Annotated in this window: 21 protein-coding genes, 1 pseudogene and 1 riboswitch; of the genes and pseudogenes, 12 read left to right on the top strand and 10 right to left on the bottom strand. The window is 65.3% G+C overall.

Annotation, left to right across the window (positions count from 1 at the left end; all coding sequences use genetic code 11):
- Positions 1–131: 131 nt before the first annotated feature.
- The 3 genes from AB3X96_RS24985 to AB3X96_RS24975 all read right to left on the bottom strand — a co-directional run bounded on the left by AB3X96_RS24985 (position 132) and on the right by AB3X96_RS24975 (position 3,185).
- Positions 132–356: a glycine zipper 2TM domain-containing protein gene (locus AB3X96_RS24985; RefSeq protein ID WP_176368061.1), complete on the bottom strand. Its 225-nt coding sequence runs from the start codon at positions 354–356 to the stop codon at positions 132–134.
- 148 nt (positions 357–504) lie between these two features.
- Positions 505–2,436, bottom strand: coding sequence for a phosphomethylpyrimidine synthase ThiC (gene thiC, locus AB3X96_RS24980; protein WP_368591821.1), 1,932 nt, complete (start codon positions 2,434–2,436; stop codon positions 505–507).
- An 88-nt stretch (positions 2,437–2,524) separates the two neighbouring features.
- Positions 2,525–2,642: riboswitch (TPP riboswitch) on the bottom strand.
- A 141-nt stretch (positions 2,643–2,783) separates the two neighbouring features.
- Positions 2,784–3,185 (bottom strand): GreA/GreB family elongation factor, encoded by a 402-nt coding sequence (locus AB3X96_RS24975; RefSeq protein WP_368591871.1) that lies wholly within the window; start codon positions 3,183–3,185, stop codon positions 2,784–2,786.
- A gap of 586 nt (positions 3,186–3,771) precedes the next feature.
- Between AB3X96_RS24975 and AB3X96_RS24970 the strand changes: the two genes are divergently transcribed.
- The 6 genes from AB3X96_RS24970 to AB3X96_RS24945 all read left to right on the top strand — a co-directional run bounded on the left by AB3X96_RS24970 (position 3,772) and on the right by AB3X96_RS24945 (position 8,489).
- Positions 3,772–4,230 (top strand): hypothetical protein, encoded by a 459-nt coding sequence (locus tag AB3X96_RS24970; protein WP_368591820.1) that lies wholly within the window; start codon positions 3,772–3,774, stop codon positions 4,228–4,230.
- Positions 4,231–4,338: 108 nt separating this feature from the next.
- Positions 4,339–5,202, top strand: coding sequence for a DUF1223 domain-containing protein (locus tag AB3X96_RS24965; RefSeq protein ID WP_368591819.1), 864 nt, complete (start codon positions 4,339–4,341; stop codon positions 5,200–5,202).
- Between the two features lie 49 nt (positions 5,203–5,251).
- Entirely contained in the window at positions 5,252–5,902 is a 651-nt protein-coding gene (locus AB3X96_RS24960) for a cytochrome b/b6 domain-containing protein (protein WP_176108120.1), read from the top strand.
- A 75-nt stretch (positions 5,903–5,977) separates the two neighbouring features.
- A complete protein-coding gene (locus AB3X96_RS24955; protein ID WP_368591818.1) occupies positions 5,978–6,781 on the top strand; it encodes a molybdopterin-dependent oxidoreductase in 804 nt (267 codons plus the stop codon).
- A 93-nt stretch (positions 6,782–6,874) separates the two neighbouring features.
- The gene (locus AB3X96_RS24950; protein ID WP_368591817.1) at positions 6,875–7,123 is read left to right on the top strand and encodes a pentapeptide MXKDX repeat protein; all 249 of its coding nucleotides are present in this window, start codon (positions 6,875–6,877) and stop codon (positions 7,121–7,123) included.
- A gap of 436 nt (positions 7,124–7,559) precedes the next feature.
- Positions 7,560–8,489: an EamA family transporter gene (locus AB3X96_RS24945; RefSeq protein ID WP_368591816.1), complete on the top strand. Its 930-nt coding sequence runs from the start codon at positions 7,560–7,562 to the stop codon at positions 8,487–8,489.
- Between the two features lie 35 nt (positions 8,490–8,524).
- Here the strand turns inward: AB3X96_RS24945 and AB3X96_RS24940 are convergent.
- A pseudogene (locus AB3X96_RS24940) lies at positions 8,525–9,529 on the bottom strand (FAD-dependent oxidoreductase); the annotation flags it as partial.
- A 452-nt stretch (positions 9,530–9,981) separates the two neighbouring features.
- Here AB3X96_RS24940 and AB3X96_RS24935 point away from each other — a divergent pair.
- Positions 9,982–10,779, top strand: a complete 798-nt coding sequence (locus tag AB3X96_RS24935) for a DUF4397 domain-containing protein (protein ID WP_368591815.1) — start codon at positions 9,982–9,984, stop codon at positions 10,777–10,779.
- Positions 10,780–11,038: 259 nt separating this feature from the next.
- Here the strand turns inward: AB3X96_RS24935 and AB3X96_RS24930 are convergent, their stop codons facing one another.
- Positions 11,039–11,176 (bottom strand): entericidin A/B family lipoprotein, encoded by a 138-nt coding sequence (locus tag AB3X96_RS24930; RefSeq protein WP_013089876.1) that lies wholly within the window; start codon positions 11,174–11,176, stop codon positions 11,039–11,041.
- A gap of 218 nt (positions 11,177–11,394) precedes the next feature.
- On the bottom strand, positions 11,395–12,882 hold the full coding sequence (locus tag AB3X96_RS24925) for a sensor histidine kinase (RefSeq protein ID WP_368591814.1): 1,488 nt from the start codon (positions 12,880–12,882) through the stop codon (positions 11,395–11,397).
- Positions 12,883–13,071: 189 nt separating this feature from the next.
- On the opposite strand from AB3X96_RS24925, the gene AB3X96_RS24920 reads away from it, so the two are divergent.
- From AB3X96_RS24920 to AB3X96_RS24900, 5 genes are all read left to right on the top strand, one after another.
- On the top strand, positions 13,072–13,248 hold the full coding sequence (locus tag AB3X96_RS24920; protein WP_368591813.1) for a DUF1328 family protein: 177 nt from the start codon (positions 13,072–13,074) through the stop codon (positions 13,246–13,248).
- 93 nt (positions 13,249–13,341) lie between these two features.
- Positions 13,342–13,503 (top strand): DUF1328 domain-containing protein, encoded by a 162-nt coding sequence (locus AB3X96_RS24915; protein ID WP_006052455.1) that lies wholly within the window; start codon positions 13,342–13,344, stop codon positions 13,501–13,503.
- A 218-nt stretch (positions 13,504–13,721) separates the two neighbouring features.
- Positions 13,722–14,267, top strand: a complete 546-nt coding sequence (locus AB3X96_RS24910) for a bacterioferritin (RefSeq protein WP_368591812.1) — start codon at positions 13,722–13,724, stop codon at positions 14,265–14,267.
- Positions 14,268–14,448: 181 nt separating this feature from the next.
- The gene (locus tag AB3X96_RS24905; protein WP_062129555.1) at positions 14,449–15,081 is read left to right on the top strand and encodes a response regulator transcription factor; all 633 of its coding nucleotides are present in this window, start codon (positions 14,449–14,451) and stop codon (positions 15,079–15,081) included.
- A 16-nt stretch (positions 15,082–15,097) separates the two neighbouring features.
- Positions 15,098–15,529 carry a response regulator gene (locus AB3X96_RS24900; RefSeq protein WP_368591811.1) on the top strand — a complete coding sequence of 144 codons (432 nt, stop codon included), beginning with the start codon at positions 15,098–15,100 and terminating at the stop codon, positions 15,527–15,529.
- A 74-nt stretch (positions 15,530–15,603) separates the two neighbouring features.
- On the opposite strand, the gene AB3X96_RS24895 is transcribed toward AB3X96_RS24900, so the two are convergent.
- From AB3X96_RS24895 to AB3X96_RS24880, 4 genes are all read right to left on the bottom strand, one after another.
- Positions 15,604–16,803 carry an MFS transporter gene (locus AB3X96_RS24895; RefSeq protein WP_368591810.1) on the bottom strand — a complete coding sequence of 400 codons (1,200 nt, stop codon included), beginning with the start codon at positions 16,801–16,803 and terminating at the stop codon, positions 15,604–15,606.
- Positions 16,804–16,945: 142 nt separating this feature from the next.
- Positions 16,946–17,770 carry a phosphodiesterase gene (locus tag AB3X96_RS24890; RefSeq protein WP_368591809.1) on the bottom strand — a complete coding sequence of 275 codons (825 nt, stop codon included), beginning with the start codon at positions 17,768–17,770 and terminating at the stop codon, positions 16,946–16,948.
- Between the two features lie 57 nt (positions 17,771–17,827).
- Positions 17,828–18,874: an ABC transporter ATP-binding protein gene (locus tag AB3X96_RS24885; protein ID WP_368591808.1), complete on the bottom strand. Its 1,047-nt coding sequence runs from the start codon at positions 18,872–18,874 to the stop codon at positions 17,828–17,830.
- Positions 18,871–19,809 (bottom strand): ABC transporter permease, encoded by a 939-nt coding sequence (locus AB3X96_RS24880; RefSeq protein ID WP_368591807.1) that lies wholly within the window; start codon positions 19,807–19,809, stop codon positions 18,871–18,873. Before AB3X96_RS24880 ends, AB3X96_RS24885 begins: the two co-directional genes overlap by 4 nt.
- Between the last annotated feature and the right edge of the window lie 13 nt (positions 19,810–19,822).

Here is a 19,822-nt window from a genome sequence, read left to right as displayed (position 1 = left end):
CACGCGCGCTGTCGGGACGAGGGCGCACCGCATTCGCGGCCCTCGTCAGTCCAGTGCGTGGTCGGAATAAATGGTTGGCTGTCCTTTATGAATCGTCAGACGCATCATCGGACGCCACGCTCGCTTGCCGCTCACTTGCCGATCTGGTTACCGATGACACCGCCCACGGCCGCGCCGCCCAACGTCGACAAGCCGCTGCCGCCGATCGCCGCGCCGGCCGCGCCGCCGACACCCGCGCCGATCGCGGTATCGCGTGTGCGTGGGGACATGTCGCCGCATGCCGCGACACCCGCGACGAGCGAAAGCGCGACTGCGACCGTGCCAAGACGAGTACCGAGTTGACGGATCGATTTCATGATGCTGACTCCCTTCGGTGTTGGAAGTAGTTGTTTCTTTCTGTCAGCACACAACGTGCCTGCTCGACGCAGCGGAAAAAAAAGCCCGCCATGCCGGCGGGCTTCGATACTGCAGGGCGTTACTTCGCGCGCGCGTCGCGCAAGCCGCTTATTGCCGCTGATAAATCTCCGCGCCTTGCTTCATGAACTCGATCGACTTGACTTCCATGCCTTTCTGCAGCGCTTCGTTATCGCTGACGCCTTGTTGCGCGGCGAACTCGCGCACGTCCTGGGTGATCTTCATCGAGCAGAAGTGCGGGCCGCACATCGAGCAGAAATGCGCGACCTTGGCCGAATCCTTCGGCAGCGTCTCGTCGTGGAATTCACGCGCCTTGTCCGGATCGAGACCGAGATTGAACTGGTCTTCCCAACGGAATTCGAAGCGTGCCTTCGACAGCGCGTTGTCGCGTACCTGCGCGCCCGGATGACCCTTCGCGAGGTCCGCTGCGTGCGCGGCGAGCTTGTACGTGATGATGCCGGTCTTCACGTCGTCCTTGTTCGGCAGACCGAGGTGTTCCTTCGGCGTCACGTAGCACAGCATCGCGGTGCCGAACCAGCCGATCATCGCGGCGCCGATGCCCGACGTGATGTGGTCGTAGCCCGGCGCGATGTCGGTGGTCAGCGGCCCGAGCGTGTAGAACGGCGCTTCGTCGCACCAGTCGAGCTGCAGGTCCATGTTCTCCTTGATCAGCTGCATCGGCACATGGCCCGGACCTTCGATCATCACCTGCACGTCGTGCTTCCATGCGATTTGCGTGAGCTCGCCGAGCGTCTTCAGCTCGCCCAGTTGCGCTTCGTCGTTCGCGTCGTAGATCGAGCCGGGACGCAGGCCGTCGCCGAGCGAGAAGGCCACGTCGTAGGCCTTCATGATTTCGCAGATCTCTTCGAAGTGCTCGTACAGGAAGCTTTCCTTGTGATGCGCGAGACACCACTTCGCCATGATCGAGCCGCCGCGCGACACGATGCCGGTCATCCGGTTGGCGGTGAGCGGCACGTATTGCAGACGCACGCCCGCGTGGATCGTGAAGTAGTCGACGCCCTGCTCAGCCTGTTCAATGAGGGTGTCGCGGAAGATTTCCCACGTCAGATCTTCGGCCTTGCCGTTGACCTTTTCGAGCGCCTGGTAGATCGGCACCGTGCCGATCGGCACCGGGCTGTTGCGGATGATCCATTCGCGCGTTTCATGAATGTGCTTGCCGGTCGACAGATCCATCACCGTGTCGCCGCCCCAGCGGATCGCCCACGTCATCTTGTCGACTTCCTCGCCGATGGAGGAGGTCACCGCCGAGTTGCCGATGTTCGCATTGACCTTCACGAGGAAGTTGCGGCCGATGATCATCGGCTCGCTCTCCGGATGATTGATGTTGTTCGGGATGATCGCGCGGCCGCGCGCGATTTCCTCGCGCACGAATTCCGCGGTGATTTCGCTGAGACCGTTCGGACCGAACGCGCTTGCGCCGAATGCCTGGCCGGGGTGTTGGCGGCCCATCATCGCGGCGAGCTTCGCGCCGTTCGGGCCGCTCGCCTTCAAGGTCTCCAGATACTCGGCACGACGCTGGTTCTCGCGAATCGCGATGTATTCCATTTCCGGCGTGATGATGCCTTGCTTCGCATAGTGCATCTGCGTCACGTTCTTGCCGGCGATCGCGCGGCGCGGCGTGCGATGCAGGCCCGGAAAGCGCAGTTGCGCGGTGGCCGGATCGGCGGCGCGCTCGCGGCTGAAGCTGCTCGACAGACCGGTCAACGGCTCGGTGTCGCCGCGCTCCTCGATCCACGCCTGACGCAGCGCGGGCAGACCCGCGCGGATGTCGATCTTCGCCTCGGGGTCGGAGTAAGGGCCCGACGTGTCGTACACGTAGATCGGCGGATTCTTTTCGCCGCCGAAGCTGTCCGGCGTGTCGGCCTGCGAGATTTCGCGCATCGGCACGCGGATGTCGGGGCGCGAGCCCGTCACGTAGACCTTGCGCGAATTCGGCAGCGGCGCGACGGCCGCTTCGTCCACGTGGGCTTCGGCGGAAATAAACTTCGGATTGGCGTTCATGTAAGTCTCCGTACAAAGTGGGGCGGCTAAGCAGGAGACTGAGATGGAAGTGGTCGGAAATCGCTAAGAGGTGAGGCTGTTGAGGCTGGTGCGAGATCCGTACGCTTCCCTGCGCTGGCATTATCCAGATCAGGTTCAAAGGGTATTTCTCACCCACGCAACACGGACCTCCAGCTCCGCGCTACGCAGGACCCCCGCGTTAGCAGCGCACACGATACACCGCCCGCCCGCGGTTTGGCAACCTGTCTGAGTGATTCAAAAAACCGGTCCAGATGAATCCAGACATCTCCTATGCTTATTTCGAGACCGCATCAGACAGGGCAACTTACAGCAATGGAACAGCCGGCTTACAGCGAAAAATCGTCGGCGGCTTCGGGCTGATACAGAATTTTGTCGATCTTGAGCACTTGCTGATCGCCGCTGGGTGGCGTAAAGCGGATGCTCTCGCCGCGGCGCGCGCCGAGCAGCGCGAGGCCAGCCGGCGAGAACACGTTCAGCCGCCCGTGCGCGAAATCGGCGTTGGGCGGATAGACGACGGTCCACGTCATTTGTTCGCCGCTCGCCGAATCGATCAGCGTTGCTTGCGAGTTCATCGTGACGACGTCGGCCGGGATGTCGTGCGAGTCGACGATTACCGCACGTTCGAGCACGTCGTCGAGCATGTGCTGCAGCTTGGCGTTGGCGGCCGCATGTTTCTCGAGGCGGGTCACGTCGAGTTCGGTCAGATAGCAGGTTTTGATCTTCTTCATCATCAGGACTCCGATAAGGCGGTGAAGGATGGCCGCGTGCGACGATCCCATGCGGGTGGTCGGCGGATGAGTGCGAATGGGAAAGCCCGGAGCCCGGCGACGCGGCCCCCGGATATCGGCAGGCTACGTCAGCGAGGGCGCCGGGCGGCGTGAAGCGGGAGCATTCGGGACGTCTCGCCGGTGCCGTGCGGCGCGACGCCCGCGCAGCCGCCTGCGCGGCATGGGCGCAAGCGGGCGAGAGCACGGAAAGTCGGACGACGCAGCGAAGTCACGGGCAAAACGACCAGGTGATGGGAATAGCGAACGGCAGGTTGCCGCGCAGCAAAACGTGAAGCCCGCGACACCAGCGACGAAAGCTTGATGTTAGCACGCTGTCTCGGGCACTTCCGCTGGCGACATCGCGCTCCGTCGATCGGCCGTCTTTGTGCGGTGCCAGAAGAAAGCGACGTGATCCGCATTGCGTTCAAGCCAGTCAAAGGATTGCCGTTAAACAAAGTGCAGCGAAGGCCACACTCCAGCGAAGCGATTCGCGGGATGGCGCGTGAATGGCGCGATGCGACTCGCGCCGATTGACAGAGAGGTGCACATGAAAGCGGAAACAATGCGGTGGCGAACGTTCGGTCGCACAGCCGCGGTGGTGGCATTGCTTGCCGCGCCGCTGGCGGCGCCGGCGGCATCGACGGTGACGGGCGGCGTGATCCGGTTCGTGGGGATGATCGTCGCACCGCCGCTGCAGATCAGTGTGGATACGGCGCCCACTGGCGTCGCCGTCGATAGTGCGAGCGTGGCCGGTCAGCGCCTCTCGCGCACGGTGACGTTCAGCGCGCCGCCGGGCCTCGTCAGCGGGGCCGATGTCGCGCTCGACGTGAACGGCGGTACGCAGTCGCGCGATCTGGTGGCAGCGCGTTTCGTCGATGGCGCCGGGCACGGCGTGCTGGCCCGCGACGGCCACTACGCGGTCGATCGCGCGGGCGGCGTGCTGTCGCTGAACGCGCGGCGCACCGATACGGACACGCGCGTGACGGTAGTGGTCAGTTACGACTGAGTCGCGGCGAGCCTTGGCTCGCTACCCATGCCGGAAAAAAATTAAAAGAGGCTTGTCATAACCGGCCGCGCGGTTCGACAAACGTGCAGATTACGATCGGAGCACGTCATGTCGACCGCGCACAATCGCTCGCTACTTCAGCGCTTTACGACTTTTTCCAGGCGCGCCGCCGGCCTTGCGCTCGTTGTGCTGAGCGCTTCGGGCATCCGTGCGGCCGATGCGGCCGGGCCCCTATGCGCGACGCACAGCCCCGCGCACCGGTTAGCGCTCGTCGAGCTGTACAGCAGCGAGGGCTGCGATAGCTGCCCGCCCGCCGACCGTTGGCTCGGTCAATGGAAAAGCAACGGCGTCGCCCACGGCATCGTGCCGCTCGCACTGCACGTCGACTACTGGAACAGCCTCGGCTGGAGCGACCGGTTTTCCCAGCATCGCTTCACCGAACGTCAGGAGACGCTGACACATCTCGGGGGCGCGCACGCGATCTATACGCCGGAAGTGTTCGTCGCGGGCCGCGAGTTGCGCGACTGGTCGCAACGCGACAGTTTCGAGCGCCGCATCGACGAGCTCGTCGCCGCACCCGCGCAGGCCAATGTCGCGCTCGCGCTGAGCCCGCGTGCGCCCGGCGCGTTCGATGTCGACGCGCAGTTCAGCACGACGGCAGCCGCCATCACGGGTCCGTTGAGCGCCTATGTTGCGGTCTACGAGAACGCGCTGACGACGCAGGTCGGCGCGGGCGAAAACCGCGGCGCGACGCTGCATCACGAACGGGTCGTCCGTGCCTGGTTCGGGCCCGTGCCACTCGTCGCCGGTCACGCACGGATTCGTCAGGACATCGATCTACGCGAAGCGAGCGTCGACGCGAAAGCCGATCCGATCGACAACGCCGCCGACCGCTTCGGCGTGGTCGCGTTCGTCGAAAGCGACGCGAGCGGCGACGTGCTGCAAGCGGCCGATCTTCCCGCGTGCCGTTGATCGACATCGCACGCGCCGCATTCTCTACCACTGCCCGAGGAGAGCCGCCATGTCCACACCCACACCGCACGCGTTGCGCCCCGGCGCACCCTCCGCGCCAGCCGCACCCAAGCGCGGCGTCATTCACCCGCTGTGGCTGCGCATCACGCATTGGCTGAACGCGCTCGCGGCGATCGTGATGATGCTGTCGGGCTGGCGCATCTACGACGCGTCGCCGATCTTCCCGGCGTTCAGCTTTCCGACCGCGATCACGCTGGGCGGCTGGCTCGGCGGCGCGCTGCAATGGCACTTCGCGGCGATGTGGCTGCTGGTGTTCAACGGCCTCGTGTATATCGCGCTGAATCTCGCGAGCGGGCGTTTCGTGCGCAAGTTCCTGCCGCTGACGCCGCGCGCGGTGCTGCGCGATTTCATCGCCGCGTTGCGCGGGAAGCTGTCGCACGACGATCTGCGCGTCTATAACGCGGTGCAGAAATTCGCCTACCTGTTCGCGATCGCCGATCTGATCGTGCTGGTGCTCTCGGGGCTCGCGATCTGGAAGTCGGTGCAGTTTCCGCTGCTGCGTGACCTGATGGGCGGCTACGACAACGCACGCGTCGTGCACTTCACCGCGATGTCGCTGTTGGCCGCGTTTCTTGCGGTTCATCTGGCGATGGTCGCGCTCGTGCCGCGGTCGTTGCTCGCGATGCTGCGCGGACGTTGAGCCGCGGCTGCTGACGGCCATGCTGATGTTCACGCTCATCGAGGCGCAACGCGAACTCCCTACGGATACCGAATCATGAACAAGCCGATCGACAAACCAGCAAACCAACCCACGCAGCGTGTTGGCCACACGCTCGACCGCGCATCGATCCTGCTCGATGCGAAGCGCGAACTGGCGATGCCGTCGCGACGTCTGTTCGGCAGGCAGCTATTGACGCTCGGCGGTCTATCGATGCTGAGCGGCTGCTCGCTGACCGACGACGCTTCCGTGAACCGCTTCCTCACCGCCGTGTCGCGGCTGAACGATCGCGCCCAGGCCGCGCTGTTCGACCCCAAGCAGCTCGCGCCGACCTACACGGAAGCGCAGATCACGCGACCGTTTCCCTTCAACGCGTACTACGGCATCGACGACGTGCCGCACGTCGACGGCTCCGATTATCAGCTGAAGCTGAGCGGGCTCGTGACCGGCAAGCGCGTGTGGACGCTGCCCGAACTGTACGCGCTGCCGCATGCCGAGCAGATCACGCGGCATATCTGCGTCGAAGGCTGGAGCGCGATCGGCCGCTGGGGCGGCACGCCATTCGGCGATTTTCTGCGGCGTGTCGGCGCGGATACGACGGCGAAGTACGTCGGCTTCAAATGCGCGGACGACTACTACGAAAGCATCGACATGCCGACCGCATTACATTCGCAAACGCTGCTGACGTTTTCTTACGACGGCGAGCGACTACCCGCGAAATACGGCTACCCGATGAAGCTGCGCATGCCGACCAAGCTCGGCTACAAGAATCCGAAGCACATCGTCGAGATATTCGTCACCAATACGTATCCCGGCGGCTATTGGGTCGACCAGGGCTACAACTGGTTCGGAGGCTCCTGACGCATGCGGGCGCACGCGCGCTTGCGGCAGCGGCTTCGGAAGCACGCCGGCACGAGCCGGTTTCGATTCATCCACCACCAACGGAGTCATCCCATGAAGAAGATTGCAGTCACCACGATCGCACTGCTGATGCTGGCAAGCAGCGGCGCTGCATTCGCGCAGGCAAGCGGCGCGATGTCAAACGATGCGATGTCGAAAGACGCGACGTCGAAAGATTCGATGTCCAAAGACAGCATGTCGAAGGACAGCATGAAAAAGGACGCGATGAAACACGATTCGATGAAAAAGGGCGGCGGCGCGATGGGCATGAAGCACGAGGCGTCCGGCGCGATGGGCAACTGAGTCGGCGCCCACGGTGCTTAGCGATCCTGCCGATGCGTGGAGCATCGAACGGGTGCGACATCGAATGCAAGCCGGGGATGCGTCCCCGGCTTTTCTGTTGCGGGAACACCGAAAAGTTACGATTCTGTCGCGCGGCGCACTCGGCGCTTACTGCATAATGCGTTGCGCGCCGTGGCTTTCGCCCGCGGCGTCGCCGCGCATCGCGGCCGGGTTCCATCGGGTCGTTTTGACCGATTCCGCCGCCACAGCCGTTTCTGGCGCTTCCTGCGCCGCCCATCGTCTTACTGTTCCACCGACATGTCCGCCAGCCTCACCCGTCAGACCGCATCGCCGATGCGGTGTCCGCCATCCCGCCCGAAAGGCATCGACGCAGGCGCGGCGCCTCGCGGGCATCGAGCGCAGCGCGCGGGTCGAGTGGCGACGGCGGGCTGAACGCATGTCGCTGCAACGCTCGGTTTTTTCTCCGTCTGGCTGGCCGCTGCGTCTGCCGCAGTCGCGCAAAGGGAGGGTCGCGCTCGCGCTTGCCGTCGTTTATCTGGTGTGGGGCTCGACCTATCTCGCCGTGCACGTCGCGCTCGGCTCGTTCCCGCCGCTGCTGATGTCGGGCTTGCGCAACCTGTTCGCGGGCATCGGTCTGTTCGTGTTCGCCGCGCGCCGCAAGCCGGTCTGGCCGAGCGTCGCCGAAATTCGCAACGCGGGCCTCGTCGGCACGATGCTGGTGGGTCTGTCGAGCGGCATGCTCGCGTACGGCATGCGCACGGTCGGCACCGGCACCGCGGCCGTGATGGTCGCGACCGTGCCGCTGTTCGCGACCGTGATCGCGGCCGTCGCCGGACAGAAGATCGGCCGCGGCGAATGGTTCGCGGTCGGGCTCGGGCTCGCCGGCATCGTGATTCTGAGTCACGGCGACAGCACGCCGGGCTCGGTGGGAGGCAGTCTCGCGATTCTGTGCGGCGCGCTGTTCTGGGCCGGCGGCGCGCATCTGGCCGGGGTGTTGAAGCTGCCGTCGGACCTGTTTCTATCGACCTCGCTGCAGATCGGCCTCGGCGGCGCGATCTCGACGCTGGTCGCGTGGGCGGCGGGCGAGCGGATGCTCGAGCTGCATTTCCTGCCGCTCGTCGCGTTCCTGTATCTGATGCTGATCGGCACGATGGCCGCGTTCGTCGCGTACGGTTATCTGATTCGCCACACGAGCCCGACCATCGCGAGCAGCTGCATGTACGTGAATCCGATCGTCGCGGTTGCATTGGGTGCGCTGCTGCTCGGCGAGCCGGTCACACGCTCGACGGTGATCGCGACGATCGTGATCCTGAGCAGCGTCGGCTTGTCGTTCTGGTTCGATTACCAGAAGAAGGGCAGCGCCTGAGCGCGGTCGGTTCTCGTCGAACCGCGCCGCCGTTGTCAAAGCGCCGCCGCCAGCTCTGCGCCCTCGCGGATCGCGCGCTTCGCATCGAGCTCGGTGGCGAGCTTCGCACCGCCGATCACATGAAAACGCGGGCCGCCGCTGCCGTGCTTGCCATCGACGGTCGACGGCATTAGCTCGCGCAACGACTCCTGCCCCGCGCACACGACGATCGTATCGACGTCGAGCCATTCGTCGGCACCGTCTCGCGCGATCCTCAGACCGCGCGCGCTGATCTCCCGATACTCGACGCCGCCTAGCATCTGCACGCCGTGCCTCGTGAGCGCCGCGCGATGCACCCAGCCCGACGTCTTGCCGAGACCACCACCGAGCTTGCCGGCCTTGCGCTGCAATAGCCAGATCTGCCGCGCCGGTTGCGCGGCAACGGGCGGCTTCAGGCCGCCGCGCTCGCGCACCGCGAGGTCGACGCCCCATTCGTCGAGCCACGTATCGCGCGGCACCGGCAGCGGCTCCCCCGCGAGATGCAGCAGAAACTCGCTGACGTCGAAGCCGATGCCGCCCGCGCCGATCACCGCGACGCGCGCGCCGACCGGCGCACCGCGCAGCACGTCCACATACGACAGCACGTTGGACCCGTCGATGCCGGCAATCGCCGGCCGCCGCGGCACGATGCCGGTCGCGACGATCACGTCGTCGTAGGCACCCGCGGCGAGCAGCGCGGCGTCGACGCGCGTGCCGAGCCGCACGTCGACGCGATGGCGTTGCAACTGGCTGCGGAAGTAGCGGATCGTTTCGCTGAACTCTTCCTTGCCCGGCACGCGCATCGCGAGATTGAACTGGCCACCGAGCGTGTCGCTGGCCTCGAACAGCGTCACGCGATGCTCGCGCGAGGCCGCCACCGTCGCGGCCGATAGCCCGGCCGGCCCGGCGCCGACCACCGCGATCGAGCGCGCCTGTCGCGCGCTCGCTAGCGGCCGGTAGACGAGTTCGGTTTCGCGTCCCGCGCGCGGATTGACGAGGCAGCTCGCGCGCTGATTCCTGAACGCGCGCTCGCGGAAGTACGCGGCCAGTTGCGGGTAATGCCAGAAGCGGTCTTCCATGCCCGTGTGCATCGAGCCCATCACGACGCGGTTGGACAGACGTGTGAAGCCCAGGTCGAGCTCGGCGAGTAAGTGTTGGTAAGACATGCAGGGACCGTGTAAGTGGGGGGCCGCACGAACGATACACCGCGCGCCGGACCAGACCGCCGAGGAAAAATTCTAAATCGCGGCAATCCATTGATTCGCAAGACCTGGGTCGGTTGTCTCAGGCCAGCTATTTGGGGCACGGCACACCCATTGCTGATTTTGAGCGTCCATCGACACGGACGCGCCACCGACAAAACCAGCGCGCCGTGCGGCACGGATGGGAGGAGGGCGACCGCGAGGCTTCCCGCGGCCGCCCGCGTATCAATGGGCGATGAGCGTCAAGCCCTATATCGAGACAGGTGAACACAATGAAAATTATCCGAATCATGGTGGCGGTCGTTGCGGCCGCGGCGGTACTGAGCGCGTGCGGCGGCGGTGATGGCAGCGATGCGGGCAAGACGCTGGGATTGACCAATCCCGAGATCCATTTCGTTCACGCGCTTCCGGGTGGCCCCGCGGTCGACTTCCTTGTCAATGGCAGCGCGCCTTCCGGACAGACCAACATCTCGTATAAAGGCGTGACCAACCTCACCAATATCGACACGGGCCCGACGACCGTCGCGTATGCGGCGACCGGCACGAAGAACGCGCTCGCGAGCGGCAGCTTCCCCGATGTCGCGAAGGGCCACGTGTACACGGTGCTCGCGTTGCCGGGTCTGTCGGCGCCCGACATCGGCCTGATCGACGATCCGTTCGACAAGGGCCTGCTGACCAACGACGCGCGCGTGCGCGGCTTCAATGCGTCGGCGAACGCGCCGGACCTCGACCTCTACCTCGTGCAGGCCACCGCCACCAGCATCACCAACGTGTCGCCGACGCTCGCCGGCGTGTCGTTCAAGAACGCGGTGCCGGCGAGCGGGCATGATTCGATCTACGTGTCGGGTGGCCAGTACGTGCTGATCGCGACGGTGGCCGGCAGCAAGACGCCGATCTTCCAGTCGAACTCGTTCTCGCTGGCGAACAATGCCGACTGGCTGATCACCTCGGTGCCGATCGCGGGCGTGCTGAGCCAACTGGCGCCGGGCCAGATTCATCTGCTGGTCGTACAGAACGGCAATACGAGCACGCCGAGCGTGGAGCTGTCGAATACGTTGACCGGGCAATGACGGGGGCCGCCGATCGCCGGATGAGCCTCGCGCGGCGCGAGCATCGATGAGCCGCTCGCGCCAGCCGGACAATCAAGGAACTCCGGATGGTCGGAAAGTGGGAGGACGGCACGGCGATCCACGAGAGTGGGTCGCCGTTCTGTTTGATCGGGTTCCGAAAACGCGTCGCGTCGCTAGCCAGCAAGCCAGCATGCACGAAAAAAAAGCCCGCCGCGGCATCCCGCGACGGGCTCTGCAAAACCTGCTGCCATGTGCCGGCTTATTTTGCCTTTTCCGCCTCGTTCGTGATGGCGTGGCCGCCCTTCGAAATGTCCTGGCCGGCGCCCGCCATCGTGTTGCAACCCGTGACGAGCATGGCGGTTCCTGCGAGCACAAGCAAAGCGATCAGTCGAGTCATGAAACTTCTCCTTGTCGAGAATGCATCGGTTGATGTCGTCCGACCGGGGCCATGCCAGTCGATCAGGTTTCGATCCGGTTTCGAACCGGCCTGATTGCATGGTAAAAAAAGGGTGGGGGCGGCGCTGTCGGCCGTGCCGCGATTTTGTTGTAGGCGTGCTCCGGTGTTTGCGTCGGCGCACTCCTACAACGGCTTTGCGGTGCCACGGCCAGCACGCGTCAGACGGGGTTTTGCGACGAAGTGGTCGGTGTGGCCGGCGACGCCGGCGGCTGATCGATCGAAGGCGTCGCCGTGCTTGCGCTCGGCATCACGACGTCGATTTCGGTGCCGTTTTGCGCGCCACGGCGGATGTCGAAGCGTCCGCCATGCGCGGCCACGCGCTGGCGCATGCCGAGCAGGCCATGCGTATGCGTGCGTTTCAGATCGGCCGGCATGATGCCGACGCCGTTGTCCGCGATATGCAGCGCGACCTCGCCATCGCCGACCCGCAGCGCGATGCCGACCTTCGAGGCCCGCGCGTACTTGGCGGCGTTCGTCAGCGACTCCTGCGCGACCCGAAAGAGCGCGATCTCGGTCTGTTCGTCGAGCTGGACATCGTCGGCGGGCAGGTGCAGTTCGAGCGTCCAGTTGTTGCGCTGCGCGGCTTCGTCGGCGAGCGTGCGCAGCGCGGTGACGAGCCCGAAATTGGCGAGTACGGTCGGCCGCATGTCCTCGATGATGCGCCGCTTCAACGCGATACCCTGGTCGAGATTGGCGAGCGCGCGCTGCAGCTTGTCGGCGATGTCCGGCTCGCTATCCTTCAGCTTGCGGCGCGCCCACGCGACGTCCATCCGGCATGCGGTCAGAATCGCGCCGAGCTCGTCGTGCAGCTCGCGTGCGAGCTGGGTCTTTTCGTTTTCGCTGACCGCCTGCAGATGCCAGCCGAGCGCTTCGAGCTGGCGCGTGCGCTCGCCCACCAGCTGGTCGAGTTCCTCCTGCTGCGTAATCAGCTGACGCTGCGCGCGCGCCTGCCGGTCGATCTGGATGCCGAGATTGCGAAACAGCAGAATGAACAGCACGATGTTCAGCGCCGACAGCCCCGCCGCGCACAGCGTCGACAGCCGCTGATCGGCGCGGCTCGCGGCCAGCGCGTGCTGCGCGCGGCGCTCCTCGTTGTCGCGCAGCAGCGTGAGCGTGCTGTCGATCAACGACGCGTCCGCCGGATTGACGTCGCTCGCGGGCCCGCATCCGCCGAGTTCGAGCGGATGCGGCGCCAGGTGCTGCATCGCGGCGGTGCCCGCGCCGATGCGCGCGTCGATCAGCGCGAGAATCTGCGTAAAGCTCGCGAGCTCCGCGCTGTCCGCGCGGCCGCCGCGATAGAAGTGGTCCAACTGCCGGGTGGTCTCGCGAATGCGCGCGGCGCTCGCGCAGAACGCTTGGGCGGATGCGTCGTCCTTCGTCAGAAGAAACTGGTTTTGTTGTGCGCTCAGGCGCGACAGGTCGCTCGCGAGCGTGCTCAGTTGCACGGTGACGTCGCGCGCTTCGAGCGCGGTCTCGTACTCGGCGGTGATGCGCTGACGCGCGCTCTCCAGAATCACGAGGCCGCCCACCGTGATCACGATCGCGACCGTCATCGCGATCGCCCAGCTGCGCCTGCGCATCCAGTCGGCGAGCCGCGCCGTGGCGCGCGCGCCAGGCTGTTCCGGCGGGTTCTGCAGATTCGACACTTGCTGCTCCGGAAAGAGGGCATCGACTCGGCGTCGACTTCAGCATCGAGCGAAGCCGCGCGTAACGTCGTCGTAATCCAATGTAAGCGGATTCTCACACGAAAAACGGCGAGCGTCGGAATGCGCGCGGCGCCGCGCATCGATAGCATGGACCCGATCGTTCATTCAATGTTTCGGGAGAAAACCATCATGCTGAAGTGGGCGCTGTTCTTCGCGATCGTCGCGGTGATCGCGGGTCTTCTCGGCTTCACCGGCATTGCGGCCGGCGCGGCGGCGATCGCGAAGTTCCTGTTCTTCGTGTTTGTCGTGCTGTGCGTGCTGTTCCTCGTACTCGGCTTCGTCGTGACGAAGAAAACGATCGATTAACGCGGCCATCGCAGTGGCGGCAAGCCGCGCCTTCATAGCAGGCGAGGGGTTTGCTGGTAGTCGATTGCAGGGCCAACAAAAGGGAGAAATGCCATGCTTCACTATGCCATCGTCTTCTTCGTGATCGCGATCATCGCGGCGGTGTTCGGCTTTACCGGCATCGCGGCCGGCGCGGCCGAAATCGCGAAGATCCTGTTCTACATCTTCCTCGTCGTGTTCGTGGTCACGTTGCTGCTCGGCGTGTTTCGAACCTAGCCACGCGAGCCCTGGATGAACGTAACACGAGATCGGCAGCGAAGTACGCAATACGTATACGTAGGTACAGGTAGTCAACAAGGTGCGGGAACGCGCGGCGTTTGAATCCTCGATCGAGGCGCCCGCGTTCGAAGCGCGCCGTCATTCCACCGTCGGCGCATCAGGCGCGATTCGTGCTGATGCGCGATTCCCCCAATACCGGATAAAGGAGAAGTTCGATGACGAAGCAATCTGGCGACACGTTCGTGATGGACATCAAAAAGATCCGCGAGGACGCGCGCAAGCATATGTCGGATGGTCCGGTCACGCCGAGCTACGGCGCGAATCGCGACACGGTGCTCAAGCTGCTCAACGACGCGCTCGCCACCGAGCTCGTCTGCACGCTGCGTTACAAGCGTCACTACTTCATGGCGAAGGGCATCAACTCCGAAGCGGTCGCGACGGAATTCGCCCAGCACGCGAGCGAGGAGCAGGAACACGCCGATCGCATCGCCGAGCGCATCGTGCAGCTTGGCGGCGAACCCGATTTCGCGCCGGACGGCATCAAGGCACGCGCGCATTCGGAATACAAGGAAGGCACCGATCTGACCGACATGATCCGCGAGAACCTGATCGCGGAGCGCATCGCGATCGACACGTACCGCGAGATCGTCCGCTATCTCGGCGAGAAGGACGTGACCACGCGCCGGCTGTTCGAGGAGATTCTCGCGGTCGAGGAAGAGCATGCCGACGATATGGCGGATCTGCTCGCGGGGCGTGAGTAGCGCGCCAAAGTGACAGGGAAGCGACGAAGACGCGGCGCAATAGTGTTGACCGGGTGCCAGCGAACTCGGGAATGCCGGCGGCTGCGGTGCGAAGCCGCCCTCGCAGTCCACGTTCTGCGGTGGCCGCGGATCACTACAATGTCGGCTTAGGAGCGACTCCCTTTGCACGGACACCCAACCGATGATTCGAGTGCTGATAGCTGACGATCATGCGATCGTTCGAGGTGGTTTCAGACAGTTCGTCGCCGACGAGCCGGATATGTGCGTCGCCGCCGAGGCCGCGACCGGCGAGGAAGCGATCGTCCTCGTGCGCGAGCAGGCATTCGACGTGGTGCTGCTCGACATCGCGATGCCGGACAAGAACGGCATCGATACGTTGCGGGTGATCAAGCAGGTGCGTCCGGAGCAGGGCGTGCTGATCCTGTCGGGCTACCCCGAGAGCCAGTACGCGATCAATCTGCTGCGCGCGGGCGCGAACGGCTATCTGAACAAAGACTGCGAGCCGGAGGAAATCGTGCGCGCGATCCGCTCGGTTGCGCGCGGTCACCGCTATCTGTCGGAGGCGGTCGCCGATACGCTTGCCGACAATCTCGACAAGCCCGCCGCCGGGCGTCCCCATGAAGCGCTATCGGAGCGCGAATTCCAGATCTTCTGCAAGCTCGCGGCAGGGCAGTTGCCGACCGAGATCGCGGAAGAGCTGCATCTGTCGGTCAAAACGGTGAGCACGTATCGCGCGCGGGTGCTCGAGAAGATGCGACTCGCGAACAACGCGGACCTCACGTACTACGCGATCAAGAATGGTCTGATCGAATGACGATCGAGACATCCTGATGAACAGCGAATCGAACCCTGCTACCGATCCAGCCAGCCGCGCGCCGTTGCGCGTGTTGCTGATCGAGGATTCGCCGCTGATCCGCCGCAGCCTCGTCGAGGCGATCGATGCTTCGGGCTTGCTGCGCGTGGCCGCTTATGCCGATTCCGCCGATCAGGCGATCGCGTTGCTCGGCGACGAAGCGTTCGACGCGGTAATCGTCGATTTGCAGCTGAAGCGGGGCTCGGGTGTGCCGGTGCTCGCGTATCTGCAGCGCGAGGGGCTGATCGATTCGATGTTCGCGGCGGTGCTGACCAATCATGCGTTGCCCGCGTATCGAGCGCGCTGCGAGCAGTACGGCGTGCGGCACTTTTACGACAAATCGTTCGAGTTCGATCGTGTGCTCGACGCGCTGCATGAGTATGCGTTGGGGCGGGGGGGCGGCGTTTGAACGCTCGCAGCAAGGGCTGAAAAATGCACGGCGTCTGCGTGACGCCGGCATCAATCAAAGATGGAATCGGGCGTTCAATGCCCCGCCCGCGCCGGCAAGCGCAAATGATTCCACGCGCCGAGCCCGGCAAACCCGATCCCCGCGATAGTGACGCCGATCCACCCGAACGCCGGCCACACGATCGCGCCGACACCCGAGCCCAGCGCCCCGCCGATGAAATACGCGACCATGTACACGGTATTCACGCGGCTGCGCGCATCGGGCTTCAGCGCATAGATGCGCGACTGATTGGAAATCTGCGCGGCCTGCACGCCGATGTCGAGAATGATCACGCCGACCACGAGTCCCGCGATGCTCTTCGCCGATGCGCCGAAGATCACGAACGCGATCACGACCAGCACGAGCGACACGGTGATGATCGCGCGCGGGCCACGCCGGTCGGCGAACTTGCCGGCCAGCGGCGCGGCCAGCGCGCCAGCCGCGCCGACGATACCGAACAGCCCCGCCGCCTGCGGCCCGAGATGAAACGGCGCACCCGCGAGCAACAGCGCGAGCACCGACCAGAAAAGGCTGAACGCGCCGAACAACGCCGCACCGGTCAGCGACGCCTCGCGCAGCGCGCGATGCTCGGTCACCAGATGCCACATCGACACGAGCAGCTTGCCGTACGGCAGCGTCGAGGTCGGCTGGCTCTTCGGCAGACGCAAAATGATGACGACCGCGAGCGCGAGCAGCGCGACGACCGATGCGCCAAACACCGCGCGCCAGCCGAAGTATTCACCGACGATGCCCGCCGCGGTCCGCGCGAGCAGGATGCCGAGCAACAGGCCGCTCATCACGGTGCCGACCGCGTGGCCGCGCTCGGACGGCAACGCGAGTTCGGCCGCGAACGGCACCGCCTGTTGCGCGATCGTCGCGAGCACGCCGATCGCCAGACTCGTGACGATCAGCACCGCGAGCGTCGGCGCCGACGCCGCGACGATGAGCGCGACGCACATGCCGGCGATCTGCAGCAGGATCAGCAAACGCCGGTCGAAGCGGTCGCCGAGCGGCGCGAGCAGCAGCATGCCGGCGGCGTAGCCGAGCTGTGTGACGGCAGGCACCGCGCCGACCCAGGACGCGCTGTCCGGAAACGACTGGCGCAAATTGTCGAGGAGTGGCTGATTGAAGTAGATGTTCGCCACAGAGACACCGGCGATCGTCGCGAGCAACAGCAACACGCCGCGCAACGACCGGGCGGAGGAAGCGGAAGTGGAAGCGTCGGAAGTGGACATGACAGAGGCGGATCGACGGACCGGCCCATGCGCGGTCCTCAAGCGTGCCGATCATACCGGAGCGGCGGGGTTCCTGCTGACGGTCGCGCGAGCGCTCGCCCGCGCGGCCGCCATCCGGTTGCAGATAGATCTGCCGCTCCTGTCAGTCGATCAACGCGCCAGCATCGTAGAACGGATACGGGCCGTCGGCCGGATCGACATACGCGTGATGCGTGACGATGCCCGTCGCCGGCGCGTAGTAATGCAGCGCGTAAGCGGGGGGCTCCATCACGAACGCCGACGGTCCTTCCTCGCGAAAATCGAGCGCCACCTGGTGCGCGGGCGCGGGAATCGCGCTCGCGATCGTGCCGCCGAAGCGCACGAACATCGAGCGATGCACGTGCCCGCAGAGCACGCGCTCAACGTTGGGATAGCGGGCGATCAACGCGGCGAGCTTGTCCGATGCCGCCGGGTCGAGCCGGATCTCGTCCATATGTCCGATGCCGCACGCGAACGGCGGATGATGCAGCGCGACCACGACCGGCTTGCCGCGCGCCGCATCGAGCTGCTGCGCGAGCCACGCGAGCCGCGTGTCACACAGCATGCCGGCGCTCGAACCGGGCACTAGCGAATCGAGCGCGATCACGCGCAGCGGGCCGACGTCGACCGCGTACTGAACGAACTCGCCGCCGCTTTGCAATTCCTTGCGCTCGGGAAACGCCGCGCGCAGCGCGTTGCGTTCGTCGTGATTGCCGACTATCAGGAAGTAGGGGATCTCGAGCGGCGCGAGCAGTGCCTTCAGGTGCGCATACTGCTCTGGGTCGCCCTGATCGACGAGGTCGCCGGTCATCAGCACCGCGTCGGGGCGCGGTGTGAGCGCGTTCAGCGCGTCGATGCAGCGCGCGAGGTAGGGAGCGGTATCGACGCGGCGATACGCGAGTGCGCCGGGTTGCTTGATATGCAGGTCGCTAATTTGAGCCAGCACCATGACAGAGGTCCTTCGGGTTGCTTCGTGTTGAGCGCCAGGCTGCGGCGCTGTTTGTACCTACGATAGCGCAATCAGTGCGTCCCGCTCGATCGAAATGCCGACCGGCGTGCCACGCGCAAGCTCGATACGGCCCGCGACGTCGACGACGAGCGGCTCGGGCGCTGCGCCGCCAATCGTCAGACGCGTGCGTTCGCCGAGGAACGCGGTGCTTTCGATCAGGCCGCGCAGCTGCGCGAGCGCGGGGTCGGTGAGCCGCGCGTCCTCGGGGCGAAAGAAGATTTCGTGCGGGCCGGTCGCATTCGATGCATGCGCGGGCACCGGCAGGGCGCCGCCGCTCGTCGTCAGCATGCCGTCGCGCGGCTCGCCCGCGATACGGTTGATCGTGCCGACGAACTGCGCGACCGTGCGATTGGCCGGACGATAGTAGATGTCACGCGGCGAACCGATCTGCTCGATGCGTCCCGCGCTCATCACGACGATCCGATCGCCGAGCTCCATCGCCTCGGCCTGATCGTGCGTCACGTAGACGGTGGTGATGCCGAGCTCGCGCAACAGCGCGTTCATTTCCGTGCGCAATGCGTCGCGCAGACGCGCGTCGAGCGCGGTCAGCGGTTCGTCGAGCAGCAGCACGCGCGGCTGCACCGCGAGCGCGCGAGCGAGCGCCACACGTTGACGCTGGCCGCCCGACAGTTGATCGATCGGTTTGTCCGCGTGCGCTGCAAGCCGCATCATGCCGAGCAGTTCGTCGACGCGTTGGCGGGCAGTTGCCGCCGGCACGCGCCTGATCTTCAGACCGTAGCCGATGTTGCCGCGCACGGTCAGGTTCGGAAACAGCGCGTAGCTCTGGAACACCATGCCGACCGCGCGTTTTTCGATCGGCAGCGTGGTCACGTCGTCGTCGCCGAATGCGATGCGGCCGCCCGCGTCCGGGGTTTCGAGGCCCGCGATCAGGCGCAGCGTCGTCGTCTTGCCGCAGCCCGACGGTCCGAGCAGCACGAGGGTTTCGCCCGCGCCGATCGACAGGTCGAGCGGTTCGAGCACGCGCGTGCCGCGAAACGTCTTGGCGCATTGCGTGAGCGTGATGGGAACCGAGGTGAGTTTCATGGCGTGTCGATGGGTTTCGCGAAAGAGGCGGCGCCGTGCCTGTTCGACGCTCTGCGCTGGCCGGTCGCATCGACGCCGAGCCATTGCATCGCGACGAGCAGCGGCATCGTCATGATGAAGAACAGGATCGTGTACGCGCTGCCGATCTCGATGCGCATCGACGCGTAGGTATCGGCGAGGCCGACCGGCAGCGTCTTCGTATCGGGCGTGTGCAGCATCCACGTGAGGTTGAATTCGCCGATCGACAGCGTCAGCACCGCGAGCGCGCCCGCGACGATGCCGGGCCGCGCGTTCGGCAGCACGATCGTCACGAAGCGCGTGAAGAAGCCCGCGCCGAGGCTTGCCGCACCTTCTTCTAGCGTGCGCAGATCGCTGCTCGCGCAGACCGCCGCGACCGCGCGCACCATGAACGGCAGCGTGAATACCACATGCCCGACCACGATGAACGCCGCGCTCATCCGGAACGCCGTGAAGCCGCCGTAGATCACCAGCAGCGCGAGCGCCGATGCGAGGCCGGGCAGCGCGATCGGCAGCACCAGAAACTCCTCGACGATGCGTGCGAAGCGTGTCTTGCTGCGCGCGAGCACGTAGCCCGCGGGTACACCTGTCAACAGCGTGACGACGAGCGTCGCGGCGGCCACTTCGAGCGACAGCCACACCGAGCCGTGATACTGGCTCCACACTTCGACGAGCCAGCGCAGCGTGAGTCCGCTCGACACGCCCTTGAAGTAGTTGACCGTCAGCCCCGCGACGATCGACATGACGACCGGCACGATCAGGAACGCGCACAGCAGCAGCGTGACGAACCATTGACCCGCGGCGAGCCAGGTTCGCGAGGAAGGCCACGCGCGTCGCGCGCGCGGTCCCGCTGCCGGTTGCGACGGCGAGGAGGGCGAGGAGGACGATGAGGCCGAGGAGGCCGTGACTGAGTTCATGGATAGGTTGTCG

This window comes from Paraburkholderia sp. BR13439 (genome assembly GCF_040948805.1).
In the GTDB taxonomy this organism is placed as follows: domain Bacteria; phylum Pseudomonadota; class Gammaproteobacteria; order Burkholderiales; family Burkholderiaceae; genus Paraburkholderia; species Paraburkholderia youngii.
The sequence above is the reverse complement of the archived record's forward strand: the minus strand, read 5'-3'. Positions and strand labels throughout refer to the sequence as shown.